We start from the raw sequence: 17,047 nt of genomic DNA, 5'->3' as shown, positions 1-17,047 counted from the left end.
AATACCGCTTTCCCTGAGGACTAGACATGAATATCGAACAAGCCCGCTTCAATATGATCGAGCAGCAGATCCGGCCCTGGGATGTGCTGGACGCCGGCGTGTTGCAACTATTGGCCGTGGTCAAGCGGGAGGACTTTGTGCCGCCGTCTTGCAAGGGCTTGGCATTTGTGGACGTCGAGATCCCTTTGCCGGGTGGCCAGTGCATGTTGGTGCCGCGCGTGGAAGCGCGCTTGCTGCAGGAGTTGAAAGTGGCCCGGCATGAGAAGGTGCTGGAAGTTGGCGCCGGCAGTGGCTTTATGGCGGCACTCTTGGGTCACCGGGCGCAGCGCGTGATTTCGCTTGAAATCAATCCCGAGTTGGCCGCCTTTGCCGCCGCCAATCTCAAGCGCGCCGGCCTGTCCAATGTGACCGTGCGTGAGCAAGACGGCGCCAATGGCTTTGCAGCCGAAGGCCCATTCGATGTGATCTTGCTGTCCGGTTCGGTCGCCGAAGTACCGGCCGCGCTGCTGGCTCAGCTCAAGCTCGGTGGGCGATTGGCGGCAATTGTCGGCGAAGAGCCGGTGATGCGGGCGCAGCTGATTGAGCGGGTCGGCGAGCAGGACTATCGCACCAGCAATTTGTTCGATACCGTCGCCCCTCGGCTTGAGGGCTTTGCACCGGCCAGCGCTTTCAGTTTCTGAACACCGCGATGCGTGAATTGGGTGCCGACGAGTTGATGGCCCTTTGCGCCAGTGCTCAGCCGCCCTTGTTGCTGGACGTGCGCGAGCCTTGGGAGGCGCAACTGGCCAGCATTGCCCTAGATGGCGTGCGCAGCCAATTGATGCCGATGGGGCAGGTGCCCGCGCGCCTGGGCGAGCTCGATCCGACGCAGCCCGTCGTCTGTTATTGCCATCATGGGGTGAGAAGTCTGCAAGTCGTCGCATTTCTGCTGCGCGCAGGCTTCGATTGCGTCTATAACCTCGCCGGTGGTATTGACGCGTGGTCGCTTGCGACCGATCCGTCAGTGCCGAGATATTGAGTCCGTGCTTTGAATCCCCATTTTGGAGCCCGGCGATTGAGTTTGTTTTTTGCAATCAATAATTGCTAACGAGGAAGTTCATGTCAGACCATCGTGCACCTAATTCGCTCCATTCACTGACCAAGATTGGCCTGGCCTTAGCGGTGACTTTCGGCGCAACTGCAGGCGTGCGGGCGCAAAGCCTGCTGGAGCTATACGACGCGACGCGCGCCTTTGATCCGACCTATTTGTCGGCTCGCGCCCAGGCCGATTCGGCCCAGTACCGGGTCGGCCAGATCGAAGCCTTGGAAAAGCCTACGCTGGGTTTAGGCGGCGCGGCCAAGCATGAGCAGATCGATTTGCCCAAGCGCGACTGGGTGGGGGCCAGCACCTTCCAAGCCGGCCTGACCGGCAGGTATTCGCTCTACAACAAGGGCAATCGCCTCACTGTCGAGCAAGCGCGCCTGGGTCTGGACATCGCGGCGGCCGATCTTGAGAGCGCCGAACAAGACTTGATCGTGCGGCTGGCACAAGCCTATTTCGACGTGCTGGGTGCCGAGGACACCTTGGCTACGACACAAGCGGCCAAGGCCGCATTCGCAGAGCAACTGGCCTCTGCCAAGCGCAATTTCGAGGTCGGCACCACGACCATCACCGACACCCGTGAGGCGCAGGCCAAGTTCGACCTGGCCACCGCATCCGAAATCGCTGCGGACAATGATTTGCGCGTCAAGCGTTTGAGGCTCAACCACGTGGTCGGCAAGCAGGTCACGCCCAAAGCGCTGGCATTGCCGGTGGCCTTGCCGGCGATCGCGCCGGCTTCGGTCGAGCCCTGGGTCGAGCGGGCAGAAGAGCAGCATCCGCAGATCCGCAAGGCCCGTGTCGGTGTTGACTCCTCGGTCTTGGAGACCGGCAAAGCCCGCGCCTCCGATGGCCTGACGGCTGACTTGAGCGCCACCGCAGGCGTGCTCAATGCGCGCGGCAACGGCTCTCAAATTTTGGGCACAACCAATAGCGGCAATATTGCCTTGTCGGTCAACCTGCCTTTGTATACCGGCGGCGCCACGCAAAACCGTATCAAAGAGGCCTTGGTGCTGGAAGAAAAGGCCAGGCAGGACTTGGCCAATGCCCGCCGCAGCGTGTCAGAGGGGACGCGGAGCAACTTCTACGGCGCGCTGTCGCAGGCCGCTCAAGTCAAGGCGCTGGAAGCGGCAGAGTCTTCGACCAAATTGGCCTTGGACGCTACGCAGCTGGGTTTCAAGGTCGGCGTGCGGGTCAATCTGGATGTCTTGAACGCGCAGACGCAGCTCTTCACCACCCAGCGTGACTTGGCCAAGGCGCGCTATGACGCGGTGCTCTTGAATCTGAAGCTGCGCCAGGCGGCCGGCGTCTTGAAGCCGGAAGACGTGGCCGCGACCAATCAGTTGCTGGTGAAATAGGCTCGATCGCCCGCTTGACTCAAACTGACCCGCTACGGCGGGTCTTTTTTTGCTTGCTCGCGTTTGGCGAAGGTGCTTCGCCGGGGGCGAGTTCCAGCGGCGGCACTGGACGCAGCGGCGCATGCTCGCGCAAGACCCGGAGGATGATGGCGGTGGAGGTTTCAGCCAGTTGGCAGTAACGCTGCAACACCTGCTCCAGGTGCGCGACATCGCGCACCGCGATCTCCAAAATCCAGCTGTCCTCGCCGGTCACGTTGTAGGCGCTCAGCACCTCGGGGCTGACCTCCAAGGCCCGCAGCACACGCGCCTCATCGCAGCGCCCGACGCGAATGACGGCGCGAATCGCATAACCCAGCTTGCCGCTGTTGACCATCGCTTGATAGCCGCTGATCACGCCCAGGTCCTCCAGCTTGCGTACCCGCTCGGTGACGGCCGGCTGGCTCAGGTGAACCCGCCGCCCTAACTCGGCCATGCTCAGGCGGGCGTCGGCCTGGAGCTCTGCCAATATCCGGTGATCATGTTGATCAAAGGTGTTTTCCATGAGTTTCAAGGTGGCGGAAGTGAATTCCCGTTGATGTTATTTCAATTTTCATTTTTTGCCTTTGAAGTTGTATTCAAGAGTTTTGCTGTTTTGCCTACGATTGCGGCCATGAATACGGCAATCATGGCTCCCAAACAAGCGGGATTGAGCCCCCGCGTCATGGCCTGTCTGGCTGCTACTTGGCTGGTCTGGGGCTCGACCTATCTGGCGATCAAATATGCCTTGATCAGCTTTCCACCGTTTTTTCAGATGGGCAGCCGGTTCCTGGCGGCCGGCGTGTTGCTGGCGGCCTGGATGCGCTGGCGAGGCACTGCCTGGCCGAGTCCACGCCAATGGCTGAATGCCACCGTGATCGGCGCCTTGATGCTGGGTGGCGGCATGGGTTTCACGGCCACTGCCGAGCAAACAGTGGGCTCGGGCTTGGTGGTGGCGTTCATTGCGGTAATTCCCCTGATGACGGCAGCCTTGAACCTGTGCTGGAAGTTGATCCCGAGCCGGCTCGAGATGCTCGGCATGGGCGTCGGTCTGGTCGGCGTCTTGATGCTGATGCAGGGGCAGGGGTTCAGCGCTTCGCCAGCAGGCTTGCTTGCGATCAGCATTGCCTGCCTGAGCTGGTCCTTGGGTAGCGTGTTATCTCAGCGGGTCTTCCCTTTGGCGCCGGGGGCGATGGGATTTGCCAGCGAGATGCTGGCCGGTGGTGTGGTGTTGATGCTGCTCAGCCTGCTGCGTGGCGAGGCGCTGCAATGGCCGCTTCAGCAGGAAGCCCTGGCAGCTTGGGTCTATCTGGTGGTGTTCGGCTCGCTGATCGGTTTCAATGCCTATATGGTCCTGCTGGCCGAAGCACCCTCAGGCCTTGCAACCAGCTACTCCTTCGTCAATCCGGTCATCGCGATGCTGCTGGGCGTGGCGATTGCGGGCGAGCGCATCAGCGGCTTCGAGTGGGCGGCGGCTGGCGTAGTATTGTTGGGCGTGGTCTTGCTGCTCAAAGGCCGTCGGAGCTGAGGGTTTGGCCAAGAGCGGCGACAATCAGGTCCATGCTCTATTTGCTCTCTCCCGCCAAGTCACTCGACTACGAAACCCCGACGCCGCCGAGCCTGCTGGCGCTTGCCAGCCAACCCCAGTTTGTGCCGCAATCCAGCGAGTTGATCAAGCTGTTGCGCGCCAAGACGCCGGCCGATATTGCCAACATGATGGACTTGTCCGAGGCCTTGACCGAGTTGAACGTGGCGCGCTTTGCGGCTTGGAAACCGAGCTTCAACCACACCAACAGCAAGCCGGCGGTGCTGGCCTTCAATGGCGATGTCTATGAGGGCTTGGCGGCCGCCAACTTGAGTACCGTGCAGTTGCAATGGGCGCAAGAGCATGTGGCGATTTTGTCGGGGCTGTACGGCGTGCTGCGGCCCTTGGATTTGATTCGGCCCTATCGGCTGGAGATGGGTAGCCGCCTGGCCAACCCGGCCGGCGCCAATCTGTACAAGTTCTGGGGCGAGCGCTTGGCCCAGCATCTGAATGCTCGTGCGCGCTCCGCCCAAGTACCGGTGATCGTCAATCTGGCCTCGCAGGAGTATTTTCGCGCCGCCAATCGGCCGGGCCTGCTGCCGCGCGTGATTGAATGCGTGTTTGAGGATTGGAAGAACGGCCAGTACAAAATCATCAGCTTTTTTGCCAAACGCGCACGCGGTCTGATGGCCCGTTACGCCATTACCGAGCGCATTGATACGCCCGCCGGCCTGCATGATTTTGCGGCCGAGGGCTATGCGTTTCAGGCGGCGCTGTCGGAGCCTGGGAGGCTGGTTTTCAGGCGCAAACTGGAGTCATCGAGCCTATGAGTTCGCAGCAAAATCAAGCGATCAGTCCCGAGTTGCGGACCTGGATTCAAGAGCAATTGGCGCTGGGGTTCTCGCGCGAGCAACTGCTGGCGTCAATGGTGAGCAGCGGTTGGCAGCAGCGCTTGGCCTTGCAAGCGCTGGACGAGCCTGTGGTCGGCGCCGATGTGAGCCCGGTACCGGCGCTTGATCTGAGCGGCGGTCAGCCAACGCTGTGGATTGATGGGCGCGAGGTCAAGGTTTTGTTGACCATCAGCCAGCCATGTGTGGTGGTGCTTGGAGGCCTGTTGTCGGACGAAGAGTGCGATGCGATGGTGGCGGCGGCGAGCGCGCGTTTGTCGCGCTCAGAGACGGTTGCGACCACGCCGGGCGGCAGCGAGATCAATCCGGCGCGCACCAGTGACGGCATGTTCTTCGAACGCGGCGAGAGCGACTTGATTCGCCAAATTGAGTCGCGCCTGGCCAAGCTGCTGAATTGGCCGATTGACCGTGGCGAAGGTCTGCAAGTGCTGCGTTACCGCCCCGGCGCCGAGTATTTGCCGCACTATGATTACTTCGACCCGGCGATGGACGGCGCGGCGGACATTTTGAAGCGCGGCGGCCAGCGCGTTGCCACGCTGGTGATGTACCTCAATACCCCACAGGCTGGCGGCGCAACCATTTTCCCGGACATTAAACTCGACGTGTCGCCGATCAAAGGCAATGCGGTCTTCTTCAGCTATGACCGGCCGCACCCTCAAACCCAAAGTCTGCACGGCGGCGCGCCGGTGCGCGAGGGCGAAAAATGGGTGGCCACCAAATGGTTGCGCGCGGGTGTCTTTGTCTAGATTCGAATTTGCTGCCCCTGGTTGGCGCCGCGAGTTGTTGAGTGTTCTTTTGTTTCCGTCATTGAAAGTAGTCCCATGAAGAAAATCATTGTCCTGGCTCTGTGCGGTTTGGTGTCCAGTCTGGCTTTGGCGCAAACGCTGCCAAGTCAGACGGGTGTGATGCAGGCGCAGCGCTCTTCTGTGACCGTCGCGAAGGCCTCGACCGCCGGCCATTCGGCATCGGCCAAAAAATCAAAGACCTCCAAACATGCGGCCAAGAGTGGCAAGCATGCGAAGAAGTCCGGCAAAGTGAAAACCAAGAGCGGCCACGCCAAGGTCAAGGCCAAAGGCGCACACAAAGTTCACTGAAGGCCTTCAGCCCATAACGCTTCAGCGGTTCAGCGGTTCAACGCCTGAGCGGCAATTGGCTTTGCTTCAATTGCCGCAACACAAAGCTGGATTTGCTGTGGCGTATGCCGGGAATTTTGTAGAGCCGCTCGCGCAGCAGGCGCTCGTAATCGCGCGTGTCGGCGACGGCAATGCGGACGTAGTAGTCGTAGTCGCCTGATACCAAGAACGCCTCCAAGACCTCGGGGATTTGCTCCAGCGCCTGGCCAAACTCGAACAACGCTTCGTCCGAATGATTGTCCAGTGTCACCTGCACGATCACCGTGTCCGCCAAGCCGATCTTGGCGGCGTTGACGCGCACCGAGTAGCCCTCGATCACGCCGGCTTCCTCCATCCGTTTGATCCGGCTCCAGCAGGGCGAGCTGGTCAGGCCGACTTTTTGGCTGAGTTCGGCCAGGCTGATGCGCGCATCTTGCTGCAGTGCAGCCAGAATCGAAAAATCGAATTTGTCCAGGTTCATGCTGTTGCATTGTAGATTCGCAGCAAGATTTCCTGAATTTTGACGAATAGGATGAAAATCCGGCAGCCTTTGCTGAGCCGGTTTGGGCAAAGTGTTGATATGGACACCTTGCTTGAAACTCCCCCCTCCGCTCAAGGCTGCACTGCAGCGGCCCAGTCAGTCGCTGACCTCAATGGCGCGCAAACCCTGATTGCGACGCTCTTGCGTCTGGGCGTGGACACCGTCTTCGGCTATCCCGGTGGCGCCGTACTGCCGCTCTACGACGCCTTGCATGCCGAGCCGCGCTTGCGCCATGTTTTGGTGCGTCATGAGCAGGCCGCTGTCCATGCTGCCGAAGGCTATGCGCGCAGCAGCGGTCGCGTCGGCGTGGTCTTCGTGACCTCGGGGCCGGGCATGAGCAACACCACCACTGGCTTGCTGGACGCGCTGTGTGACTCGGTGCCGGTGCTGTGCGTTAGCGGGCAGGTGGCCACCGGCTCGATTGGCACCGACGCGTTTCAGGAATGCGACGCGCTGGCCATCTCCAAACCGGTGACCAAATGGAATGTGCAGATCCGCTCGGCCGCCGAGGTGGCGACGGTGGTGGCCAAAGCCCATGCCTGCGCGGCCGGTGGGCGGCCTGGGCCGGTCTTGGTAGATTTTCCAAAAGACCTGCAGTTGGCCAAGAGCGAGGCGCATGGGCAGGCCGTGCAGGCCGTGCAGGCCGGGCAGGGCGCACCGGTCACTCAAACAATGCACGAGGCTGAGCTTGTGGCGTTCAAGCCTGCGTGCAATATTGAACCCCTTAACCGAGCCATTGCCTTGCTGAGCCAAGCCCGGCGGCCGATCTTCTATGGTGGTGGAGGTCTGATCAATGCCGGCGCTTTGGCTTGTGCGTCCTTCAAACGCTTGGTTCATTTGACCGGAGCGCCTTGCACGCTGACCTTGCTGGGTCTGGGTGCCTTGCCGGCGTCGGATGGGCAATTCCTTGGCATGTTGGGCATGCATGGCACTTTGGAGGCGAATCTGGCCATGCATGAGGCTGACCTGATCGTCTGCGTCGGTGCGCGTTTTGATGACCGCGTGACCGGGCGGCTGGATAGTTTTTGCCCGCATGCGCGGGTGATTCACCTGGATATCGATGCCCGCTCAATCGGCAAGGTGGTGCAAACCGAGGTCGGCTTGCTGGGCGACTGCACGGACAGCTTGCTGGCCCTGGAGCGACTGTGGGCCGAACGGGACTGCCGCGCGGTGGACTTGAGCGATTGGTGGCTGCGCATTGGGCGCTGGCGGGCCGAGCGTTCGCTGAGTTTTGAGGACGCGGGCGAGGGTCAGATCTTGCCGCAGGCCTTGATGAGGCAGTTGCAACTGGCACTCACGGATACAGACGCGGTGGTCTCCACCGATGTAGGACAGCATCAGATGTGGGCCGCGCAGCATCTCAAGTTTGAGCGCCCGGGGCGTTGGTTGACATCGGGCGGGGCCGGCACCATGGGCTACGGCCTGCCGGCCGCCATCGGCGCGCAGATCGCGCACCCGGACAAATTGGTCGTCTGCGTCAGCGGCGACGCTTCGGTGCTGATGAATATCCAGGAGTTGTCCACTGCCGTTCAGCACCGTACAGCGGTGAAGCTGGTGCTGTGCAATAACGGCCGCATGGGCATGGTGCGGCAATGGCAGGAACTGATCCATGGCGGGCGTTACAGCCATAGCTATAACGAGGCCTTGCCGGACTTTGTCGCCTTGGCCAAGGCCTTCGGTTGGCGAGCGGCGCGGGTCGAGCGGCGCGAGGATCTCGATGCCGCTTTGCATCAATGCCTGCGGTCGGACGAGCCGTTCTTCCTCGACGTGGTGGTAGCGGCCGAGGAAAACTGCTTTCCGATGATCCCGGCCGGCGCCGGCCATCATGAAGTCTGGCTGGGCAAGGACCGGGCTTATCAAGCCAGCGAGGACTGAAAAAAAAGCAAAAAGGCACCCGAGGGTGCCTTTTTGAACGAGCCGGTCGAGAGCAGCGTTTAGACGCGCTTGCGGTACTCGTGCGTGCGTGTGTCGATTTCGATCTTGTCGCCTTGGGCAACGAAGATGGGCACCGGGATTTCGAAGCCGGTGGCCAACTTGGCAGGCTTCAAGACCTTGCCTGATGTGTCGCCCTTGACGGCTGGCTCGGTCCAAACGACTTCGCGCACCACCGAGGTCGGCACTTCAACCGAAATGGCCTTGCCGTCGTAGAACACCACTTCGACGGGCATCGAATCTTCCAGATACTGGATCGCGTCGCCCATGTTCTCGGCCTCGACCTCGAACTGGTTGTATTCCTCGTCCATGAACACATACATCGGGTCAGCGAAGTAGGTGTAGGTGCAGTCCTTCTTTTCCAGCATCACTTGGTCGAGCTTGTCGTCGGCCTTGAACACGACTTCGGTGCCCGAGCTGTTCAGCAGGCTTTTGAGCTTCATGCGCACAGTGGCTGCATTGCGGCCGCCGCGGCTGTACTCGGTCTTCAGCACGACCATGGGGTCCTTGCCGTGCATGATCACGTTACCGGCGCGAAATTCTTGTGCAATCTTCATGAGTGTTCCGATGTTTGGGAGGAAGTTTTAGAGGCAACCTTACGATTGAAATGCTGGTCTGAGGGCTGGGCCTTCAGGCCGGAGCAGACATTCAATGCAGAGGGTCTGTCCAAATCAACTTGGTTCAAGGTGTCTCGGTGCATGCCCACACCATCAGCAGCCCTCAATGGACGCGAACGGCGCAGCAAAGCCGCTGATTTTAGCTTGATTTGCGCGTCAAGCCGAGAAGCTGGCTGACCAAGTCGGTTTGAGACGTCAAATCTTCACGCCACCGGAGGGCATGTGCGCAGCCTGCGACTTGGCCTAACAGGCCAACTTGCCAGTCTTGCAGGCCGTTCCAGCCGCGCCAAAGAGCGCGGGTTTGCTGGGCGAACTGCGCGTCGCTGCCGGCCAGATACCGGTCCATGAAAGCCTCCAGCTTGGCCGCGTGGGCGCCGTCGTCCTGAAAATAGATTTGCCACACGAAGGGTTTGCCGGCCCATTGGGCGCGCACAAAGGAGTCCTCGCCGCGTACAAAGTTCAAGTCGCAAGTCCAGAGCAGGCGGTCATAGCCGTCCTGACTCAGATAGGGCAGGGCCTGCCAGCGCAAGCCGGCCGTCGGTAAGGCTTGGCTGGCTTGCAATTCAAGCATTTGGGTTCGTGCGGCCCCGGGGCAGACCAAGAGCAAGGTGGGCTCGCTGGCCAGATCCGCCAGCAGCTGCGGCAAGGCGGTGTTTGCATAGGCAAACAGGCTGACGATGCGTTCATTGGGCCGCCGCTCCACGCCCTGGCTCGCCATCCAAGCATCTGCGTCAAAGTCAGCTTGTTCGGCCAGCAGGCCAGGCTCGCGCAGCAGACCGCCGGTGCGCGCGCTGAAGCCGGGGTAGAAAAACTGCTTGTGCAGGCCGCGGCCGGGCCCGCTGAATTGCGGTGAGCTCAGGCCATGGCTGCGTTCGACATACGGCTCGGCGCTCAGGTATTCGAGGTTGATCCACAGCGGCGGTTTGGCGCGCTCCGCCATGCGGCGAACAAAGGCTTCGGGTAGGTCGCAGCCGAAGGTCTCGATGACCACGTCGCCGGCCTCCTTTGCGCTCGAACTTTGCTCCCAAGGCAGCACGTTGATGCCGGGCGGTATGCCGCCAGCGGCCATCCATTGCAGGGCGCTGGCATCGTCCAGCCAAAGCCTGACCGACTGAGCGCGCGCGGCCAAGTCGCGTGCCAGCCGCCAGCTGACGCCGATGTCGCCGTAGTTGTCGATGACGCGGCAGAAAATGTCCCAGTGCTGTCCCATTGGGGAATTATCGGCTGCGGCACAATCGCGCCCCATGCAAGCCCCCGATCCCATCCAGCCTGAATTGACGCAGTCCGACCTTGAAAAGGCGAGCGCCGCCGAACTCGGCGCCCAGCAGCAGGCCCAGTGGACGGCCGAGCGCAAACTGGTCGAGGCGGCCGAAGCGCAGCAGGTCAGCATCGCGGAGCAGGCCGCGAGCGATGGGCGCGCGCGGCTGCTGCTGGAGGTGGCGGCCTTGCCGGGTTTGCCGGGCGTCTACCGCTACTTCGATGTGCAGAATCAGGTGCTTTATGTTGGCAAGGCCAAGCACCTGAAAAAACGCGTTTCCAGCTACTTCCAGAAGGACCACGGCGGCACCCGCATCGGCTTGATGGTCGGCCGTATTGCAAGGCTCGAAACGACGGTGGTGCGCACCGAGTCGGAAGCCTTGCTGCTGGAAAACAATCTGATCAAGACCTTGAACCCCAAGTTCAATATCTTGTTCCGGGATGACAAAAGCTACCCCTATCTGAAGCTCAGTGCGCATGAGTTCCCTCGGCTCAGCTATTACCGCGGCGCGGTCGACCGGCGCCATCGCTATTTCGGCCCCTTCCCGAGTGCTTGGGCGGTCAAGGAGTCGATTCAGCTGATTCAAAAGGTCTTCAAGCTGCGCACCTGCGAAGACACCGTCTTCAACAACCGTAGCCGGCCATGCCTGCTGTATCAAATCCGCCGCTGCTCGGGGCCTTGCGTGCCTGATCTGACCAGTGGGGCCGAAGGTGGGGACTACGCCCGCAACGTCAGCAATGCCGAACGCTTCTTATTGGGCGAAACCGAAGAAGTGATGGACGGCTTGCAGGCCCAGATGATGGCTTTTGCCGAACGCTTGCAGTTTGAGTCTGCGGCCGAGGTACGCAATCAGATCTCGGCTTTGGCGCGGGTGTTGCAGCAGCAGTCGGTGGATGAGAACAGCGCCACCGGGCGTGACCGCGATGTCGATATCTTGGCGGCCAAGGTCCACGGCGGCCGGGCTTGCGTGAATCTGGCCATGGTGCGCGGTGGACGCCATCTTGGCGACCGGGCCTTTTTTCCGAAGCATGTCGAAGAAGCTACCGCCGTTTTGCTGTCCGATGAAGAACAGGCCGAGAGCGTATCGGCCGAACGCTTGGTGCTGGAGGCCTTTATGGCCCAGCATTATCTGGACGCTCATGTGCCGTCTTTGATCATCGTGAGCGAAGCGGTCGATGAGTCGCTCTGCGCGATCTTGAGTGAGCAGGCCGGCTACAAGGTGACGACGCAGGCGCAGCCCAGGGCGCAGCGACGGATCTGGCAGGAGATGTGCATCAAGGGCGCGGAATTGGCGCTCGCCCGTTTGCTCTCGGAAGAGGGCTCGCAGCAGGCGCGCACGAGCGCTTTGGTGGAGGCCTTGGACCTGCCGGCGCAGGAACTGGAGAATTTCCGCATCGAGTGCTTCGACATCAGTCACACTGCGGGCGAGGCCACGGTGGCGTCCTGCGTCGTGTTTGAAGGGCATCAAATGCAGAGCTCTCAATACCGGCGCTACAACATCGACGGCATTACCGGCGGCGATGACTATGCGGCGATGCGTCAGGTCTTGACGAGGCGCTACAGCAAAATGGCCGAGGCAGCGCAGATGGGTAATGCGCGCTTGCCGGATCTGGTGTTGGTGGACGGCGGGCGCGGCCAGGTGTCTATGGCGCGCGAGGTGTTCGAGGAGCTGGGCTTGGATCTGAGCCTGATCGTAGGCGTGGAGAAGGGAGAGGGTCGCAAAGTGGGGCTCGAAGAGCTGGTGTTTGCCGATGGCCGGACCAAGGTCTATCTGGGGCGAGATTCGGCGGCGCTGATGTTGGTGGCGCAGATTCGCGACGAGGCGCATCGGTTTGCCATCACCGGCATGCGCGCCAAGCGCGCAGCAGTGCGCACGGGTGGCTCACGCTTGGAAGATATAGACGGCATTGGTCCGAAGAAGCGCGCACAGTTGCTGCAAAGATTTGGCGGCGTGCGGGGTGTGACCGAGGCCAGCGTGGACGAAATTGCCACCGTCAAGGGCATTTCGAAGGAATTGGCAGAGGAAATCTATCGTGTCTTGCATTGATAAACCCAACTTCACTCCGCCTGCAACCGGGGCTTGGGGCGCCTGGGCTGGCCGAAGTGGGGCGTTGGCACGGCCGTTGATGGCAAGCGCCGGCCTCGGCTTGATCGTGCTGATGGCGGGTTGCTCGGACAGCCCGCGCGCCCTCGGTTCTGCGACATCAGCGGCCAGTGCCAACGCGCCGGCAAATACAGCTGCCGAGCCGACTTCAACGCCCGCAGGTCCCGGCTCGCGAGCGCCGAACACCGCCCAAAAGCCGGCGGTTTCCTTGGCGCCTCCGAAGCCGCCGCGCAACCATGATGAACTGCGCCTGCAGGCGGCGCATCGCTTGGTGGAGGCCAATCCTCAGCACAGCTACATCGGCAAAGTGCCGGAAATTTTGCTGGCGATCCCGGTCCTCGAAGTCACTTTGAACCGTGACGGTTCGATCAAGCGCATCGTGGTGCTGCGCAAGCCGCATGAAGAGCCAGACACCATACAGCTGGCAATAGACGCGCTGCACCGTGCCGCACCCTATGGCGACCTGTCGCGCCTGCCTTCGCCGTGGAAATTCACCGAGACTTTTTTGTTCAACGATGAGCGGCGTTTCAAGCCCCGGACGCTGGACTGAGGGCAGGACTGCCCCGCTTGCGACATTCACGCCACATTGTTCTTGAGCGGGCGCTGGTGCCCCCACTTTGACGTGCACAATCGCCGCATGTTCCTGACATTGCCAACACTCTTTACTTGGGCTCGCATCGTAGCCATACCCTTGATCGTCGGGGTGTTCTACCTGGACTTGACGCCCCCGACCCAAAACCTGTTCGCAACGGTTTTGTTTGTGCTGGTGGCGCTGACCGATTGGCTTGATGGCTATCTGGCGCGCAAGCTCAACCAGACTTCGGCCTTCGGGGCTTTTTTGGACCCCGTCGCGGACAAAATTCTGGTGTGTGCGGCTTTGCTGGTCCTGCTTGAACTAGGCCGTGTGAACGCGCTGGTGGCCTTGGTCATCATTGGCCGGGAATTGGCGATTTCGGCACTGCGCGAGTGGATGGCGCAGATCGGTGCCTCGGGCAGTGTGGCGGTTCATATGGTGGGTAAATTGAAGACCACCGTGCAAATGATTGCCATTCCATTTCTGCTCTTTGATGGCACCTTGTTTGGCTTGCTGCATACCCGACCATGGGGCACAGGGATGATGTATGTGGCCGTTGTGCTGACCATTTGGTCGATGGTTTATTACCTCAAAAAGGCGCTGCCGGAGATCAGGGCAAAGGCGCGCTAGAAAGTTAGGAGGCTTTGCAGTCGCTTGGCTTGATGCTGCGCGACTGCAAGCTTTTGTATCAGGGCTTTCACTTGCCACGAGCTGGTTCAAAAAGCGCATAGAATGCGCTTCCCCGCGAAATTTGAACGAGCCGGCGATAGCTGCTCGGGGGTTGTTGATTGCGTGAGTGCCCAAGCTTTTTGAGAGGTGAGTAAGTGAATAAGTCCGAACTGATCGAGCACATCGCCACTCAGGCTGATATTTCCAAAGCTGCGGCAGGCCGTGCTCTGGAAGCGCTGATCGGTGGTGTCAAGACCACGCTCAAGAAGAACGGCTCGGTTTCTCTGGTAGGCTTCGGTACCTTCACGGTGACCAAGCGAGCAGCGCGCGCCGGTCGTAACCCTCGTACCGGCGATGCGATCAAGATCAAGTCGGCCAAGGTGCCAAAGTTTCGCCCGGGCAAGGCGCTCAAAGACGCGGTTAACTGAACGCGTAGATTTACTGAATTCCGGTTTTCCGGGTGCTTAGCTCAGTTGGTAGAGCATCGCCTTTACACGGCGCAGGTCGGCGGTTCGAGCCCGTCAGCACCCACCAAAAAAGCCCCTGGCTCAGATCAAATCTGGGTGTGGGCTGTGGCTGAAGTGCCATCCCCCACAAAGGCGAACCCCGGTTCGCCTTTGTCGTGTCTGCAGTCTGCATGTTTGAGGTTTTGATCGATGTTTGAATTTGTCCGTAAGCACACGCGCTTGTTTCAGTTCATCTTGCTGATTCTGATCTTGCCGTCCTTCGCTCTGGTGGGCATGCAGGGCTATACCAGTTTCATGGATGGCTCAAATTCGGGCGTAGCGACCGTCAACGGCCGCAAGATCACGCAAGCTGAGGCCGATGCCGCGCACCGTGACCAGGTGGAACGCATGCGCCGTCAAATGCCGAACTTGGACGCCAAACTGCTGGACTCGCCGGAAGTGCGGCGCGAGTCATTGGACGGTCTGGTGCGTGAGCGTGTGATGCAAGCCGCAGCGGAGAAGCAGCACCTGGTGGTGTCCGACGAGCGCTTGCAGTCTTTGTTCTTGAACGATCCTCAGTTCGCCTTCTTGCGCAATGCCGACGGCTCCATCAACAAGAGCCTGATCGCAGCCCAAGGCATGAGCTCGCAAATGTTCGTGGAGCGCTTGCGGCAAGACCTGACCCTGCGTCAAGTTTCGGCCGGCGTGGCCGGCTTGACTGTGTCTGCCGAGGCCAACGCCACGGTCGCCTTTGACGCCTTGCTGCAGCAGCGTGAAGTGCAGTTGCAGCGCTTTGATGCCAAGGACTTTGCCGCGCGCATCGAGCCCACGGATGCCCAGATTGAGGCCTTCTACAAGGACCCGGCCAATGCCGCGCAGTTCCAGTTGGCCGAGAGCGCGCAGATCCAATATCTGGTTTTGGACCTGGAAGCTTTGAAGGCCGGCGTCAGCGTCAACGAAGAAGACTTGCGCAAATATTTTGAGGAAAACGCCGCGCGTTTTTCTGTCGCCGAAGAGCGCCGGGCCAGCCATATCTTGATCAAGTCTGAAAAGGGTGCAGCTGCCGCCGATCGCGCCAAGGCCAAGGCACAGGCCGAAGAACTGTTGTCGCAAGTGCGCAAGACGCCCGCGTCATTCGCTGAAGTTGCAAAGAAGAACTCGCAGGATGAAGGCTCCGCGCCCAACGGCGGAGATCTTGATTTTTTCGGCCGTGGCGCGATGGTCAAGCCGTTTGAAGATGCTGCCTACGCTTTGAAAAAGGGTGAGATCAGCAATATTGTGGAATCTGACTTTGGCTTTCATGTCATTCAACTGACCGGCGTTCGCGGCGGCGACAAGAAGAGCTTTGAGTCCGTGCGCAGCGATATCGAGGCTGATGTGCGCAAGCAGTTGGCACAAAAGCGTTTCTCCGAAGCGGCCGAGCAGTTCAGCAATATGGTTTATGAGCAGTCCGACAGCCTGCAGCCGGCTGCAGACAAGTTCAAATTGGCACTTTCGACGGCAACCGTGCAGCGCAATCCAGCGCCCGGCGCGACTGGTCCATTGGCCTCGGCCAAATTGCTGGATGCAGTATTCGGCAATGAAGCCTTGCGTAATAAGCGCAATACCGAGGCGGTGGAAACGGGCTCGAATCAGCTGGCTGCGGCCCGCGTTGTCCAACACAACCCCTCGCATCTGCAGCCGCTTGCCGATGTCAAGGTTCAGGTGCGGGCACAATTGGTGCGTAAGTTGGCAATCGCCGAAGCGGTCAAGGCCGGAGAAGCCAGGCTGGCAACGCTGAAGAAAGATGGCGACTTGGCCGGGCTGAGTGCTCCTGTGCTTGTTTCGCGGGCGATGCCGCGAGATTTGCCGCGCAAGGTCTTGGACGGCATTTTGGCCGTCGACACGAGCAAGCTGCCGACTTTTGTGGGTGTGGATGCAGGTGAGGGCGTGTTTGTCGTCGCCAGTCTGAACAAGGTCTTGCCTCGCGACCCGGCTGTGGTGGATGCCAAGCGAGCCGCGCAGCAATATGCCCAGGCCTGGAATGCCGCCGAGTCCGAGGCCTTTTTCGAAGCGATGAAGACACGCTTCAAGGTCAATGTGAAGGCGGCTGCACCGGCAGCTTCGAGCGCAACTCGCTAAGCCTATTTGCCGCAGCAAGCGCCTTGGCCGGACAGTGACCCTTTGGCAATTGTTGATGCAAAATGAAATTTAACAGAACGCTTGCTTTTACTGCGGAAAGCGTTCTATAATCTTAAGCTCTGCGGTGGTTGTAGCTCAGTTGGTAGAGTCCAGGATTGTGATTCCTGTTGTCGTGGGTTCGAGCCCCATCAGCCACCCCAAAATTATCTTTGTGAGATAAGCACAAAGCAAAAAGCCACCCTAGCGGTGGCTTTTTTGTTTTTGCGAGTGTGCGCGCCTTGCTATCGCTTCTGGCGCGCCGTCTTCGTCAGAGACAGGCGCAGGATTACCAAATCGAGAACGGGTGCTTGGTCAATTGCGAGTTGAAATAACGCGCGTCTTCGGTGACTTCGGCGCCAGCCCAAGGCGGCAGCTCGAACCGCTGATCGGCCGAACTCAGCTCGATCTCGGCCACCACCAGCCCGGCGTTGTCGCCAAGGAACTCGTCGACCTCCCAGACCATGCCTGCATAGGGGACAAGGCGGCGAACTTTCTCGACGCGCGGACCATCGCACAAGGCTAGCATTTGCTGTGCATCGGCCAAGGGGATGGGGTATTCAAACTCGGCGCGGCTGGCGCCGACGCTCCGACCTTTGATGGTCAACCAAGCTTGTTCGCCCTTGATTCGTACCCGCACCGTGCGGGCTGGGTCACGGCTCAAATAGCCTTGGCTGATGTACTCGCCGACCCCGAGCAATTTCCAATCATCGCCAATGACGAGAAATTTTCGCTCGATTTCGATGCCCATAT

At 60.3% G+C, this 17,047-nt stretch carries 18 protein-coding genes and 2 tRNA genes; 15 read left to right on the top strand and 5 right to left on the bottom strand.

Annotated features, from left to right (window positions below):
- Positions 1-26 precede the first annotated feature (26 nt).
- The 3 genes from LNV09_RS19200 to LNV09_RS19190 all read left to right on the top strand — a co-directional run bounded on the left by LNV09_RS19200 (position 27) and on the right by LNV09_RS19190 (position 2,436).
- Positions 27-680 carry a protein-L-isoaspartate O-methyltransferase family protein gene (locus LNV09_RS19200; protein ID WP_263558684.1) on the top strand — a complete coding sequence of 218 codons (654 nt, stop codon included), beginning with the start codon at positions 27-29 and terminating at the stop codon, positions 678-680.
- A gap of 8 nt (positions 681-688) precedes the next feature.
- Complete coding sequence (locus tag LNV09_RS19195) at positions 689-1,018, top strand: rhodanese-like domain-containing protein (RefSeq protein WP_263558683.1); 330 nt, start codon at positions 689-691, stop codon at positions 1,016-1,018.
- 80 nt (positions 1,019-1,098) lie between these two features.
- Entirely contained in the window at positions 1,099-2,436 is a 1,338-nt protein-coding gene (locus LNV09_RS19190) for a TolC family outer membrane protein (protein WP_263558682.1), read from the top strand.
- A 19-nt stretch (positions 2,437-2,455) separates the two neighbouring features.
- On the opposite strand, the gene LNV09_RS19185 is transcribed toward LNV09_RS19190, so the two are convergent.
- Positions 2,456-2,977, bottom strand: a complete 522-nt coding sequence (locus LNV09_RS19185; protein ID WP_263558822.1) for an Lrp/AsnC family transcriptional regulator — start codon at positions 2,975-2,977, stop codon at positions 2,456-2,458.
- 108 nt (positions 2,978-3,085) lie between these two features.
- Between LNV09_RS19185 and LNV09_RS19180 the strand changes: the two genes are divergently transcribed.
- The 4 genes from LNV09_RS19180 (at position 3,086) to LNV09_RS19165 (ending at position 5,978) form a co-directional block, all read left to right on the top strand.
- Entirely contained in the window at positions 3,086-3,979 is an 894-nt protein-coding gene (locus LNV09_RS19180; RefSeq protein ID WP_263558681.1) for an EamA family transporter, read from the top strand.
- Positions 3,980-4,011: 32 nt separating this feature from the next.
- Entirely contained in the window at positions 4,012-4,806 is a 795-nt protein-coding gene (gene yaaA / locus LNV09_RS19175) for a peroxide stress protein YaaA (protein WP_263558680.1), read from the top strand.
- Positions 4,803-5,630: a 2OG-Fe(II) oxygenase gene (locus LNV09_RS19170; RefSeq protein ID WP_263558679.1), complete on the top strand. Its 828-nt coding sequence runs from the start codon at positions 4,803-4,805 to the stop codon at positions 5,628-5,630. Before yaaA ends, LNV09_RS19170 begins: the two co-directional genes overlap by 4 nt.
- Positions 5,631-5,705: 75 nt before the next feature.
- Positions 5,706-5,978, top strand: a complete 273-nt coding sequence (locus LNV09_RS19165; RefSeq protein ID WP_263558678.1) for a hypothetical protein — start codon at positions 5,706-5,708, stop codon at positions 5,976-5,978.
- Positions 5,979-6,015: 37 nt separating this feature from the next.
- Here LNV09_RS19165 and LNV09_RS19160 read toward each other — a convergent pair whose 3' ends face one another.
- The gene (locus tag LNV09_RS19160; RefSeq protein WP_263532232.1) at positions 6,016-6,477 is read right to left on the bottom strand and encodes an Lrp/AsnC family transcriptional regulator; all 462 of its coding nucleotides are present in this window, start codon (positions 6,475-6,477) and stop codon (positions 6,016-6,018) included.
- A gap of 99 nt (positions 6,478-6,576) precedes the next feature.
- Between LNV09_RS19160 and ilvB the strand changes: the two genes are divergently transcribed.
- Positions 6,577-8,412 carry a biosynthetic-type acetolactate synthase large subunit gene (gene ilvB, locus LNV09_RS19155; protein WP_263558677.1) on the top strand — a complete coding sequence of 612 codons (1,836 nt, stop codon included), beginning with the start codon at positions 6,577-6,579 and terminating at the stop codon, positions 8,410-8,412.
- 59 nt (positions 8,413-8,471) lie between these two features.
- Here the strand turns inward: ilvB and efp are convergent, their stop codons facing one another.
- Both efp and earP read right to left on the bottom strand, forming a co-directional pair.
- Complete coding sequence (gene efp / locus LNV09_RS19150) at positions 8,472-9,026, bottom strand: elongation factor P (RefSeq protein WP_263558676.1); 555 nt, start codon at positions 9,024-9,026, stop codon at positions 8,472-8,474.
- Positions 9,027-9,225: 199 nt separating this feature from the next.
- On the bottom strand, positions 9,226-10,296 hold the full coding sequence (gene earP, locus LNV09_RS19145; RefSeq protein WP_263558675.1) for an elongation factor P maturation arginine rhamnosyltransferase EarP: 1,071 nt from the start codon (positions 10,294-10,296) through the stop codon (positions 9,226-9,228).
- Positions 10,297-10,330: 34 nt separating this feature from the next.
- Here earP and uvrC point away from each other — a divergent pair, with 34 nt between their 5' ends.
- From uvrC to LNV09_RS19110, 7 genes are all read left to right on the top strand, one after another.
- Positions 10,331-12,391, top strand: a complete 2,061-nt coding sequence (uvrC, locus tag LNV09_RS19140; RefSeq protein WP_263558674.1) for an excinuclease ABC subunit UvrC — start codon at positions 10,331-10,333, stop codon at positions 12,389-12,391.
- A gap of 79 nt (positions 12,392-12,470) precedes the next feature.
- Positions 12,471-12,998, top strand: a complete 528-nt coding sequence (locus LNV09_RS19135; protein WP_263558673.1) for a hypothetical protein — start codon at positions 12,471-12,473, stop codon at positions 12,996-12,998.
- An 87-nt stretch (positions 12,999-13,085) separates the two neighbouring features.
- Complete coding sequence (gene pgsA / locus LNV09_RS19130; protein WP_263558672.1) at positions 13,086-13,652, top strand: CDP-diacylglycerol--glycerol-3-phosphate 3-phosphatidyltransferase; 567 nt, start codon at positions 13,086-13,088, stop codon at positions 13,650-13,652.
- 194 nt (positions 13,653-13,846) lie between these two features.
- Complete coding sequence (locus LNV09_RS19125) at positions 13,847-14,119, top strand: HU family DNA-binding protein (RefSeq protein WP_263558671.1); 273 nt, start codon at positions 13,847-13,849, stop codon at positions 14,117-14,119.
- 30 nt (positions 14,120-14,149) lie between these two features.
- Positions 14,150-14,225 (top strand) — tRNA-Val (locus LNV09_RS19120).
- Between the two features lie 122 nt (positions 14,226-14,347).
- The gene (locus tag LNV09_RS19115) at positions 14,348-16,258 is read left to right on the top strand and encodes a SurA N-terminal domain-containing protein (protein ID WP_263558670.1); all 1,911 of its coding nucleotides are present in this window, start codon (positions 14,348-14,350) and stop codon (positions 16,256-16,258) included.
- A gap of 124 nt (positions 16,259-16,382) precedes the next feature.
- Positions 16,383-16,458, top strand: a tRNA-His gene (locus LNV09_RS19110).
- Positions 16,459-16,583: 125 nt separating this feature from the next.
- Here the strand turns inward: LNV09_RS19110 and LNV09_RS19105 are convergent.
- A complete protein-coding gene (locus LNV09_RS19105; RefSeq protein WP_263558669.1) occupies positions 16,584-17,045 on the bottom strand; it encodes a CYTH domain-containing protein in 462 nt (153 codons plus the stop codon).
- Between the last annotated feature and the right edge of the window lie 2 nt (positions 17,046-17,047).

This window comes from Paucibacter sp. B2R-40, from assembly GCF_025717555.1.
Lineage (GTDB): Bacteria > Pseudomonadota > Gammaproteobacteria > Burkholderiales > Burkholderiaceae_C > Paucibacter_A.
The sequence above is the reverse complement of the archived record's forward strand: the minus strand, read 5'-3'. Positions and strand labels throughout refer to the sequence as shown.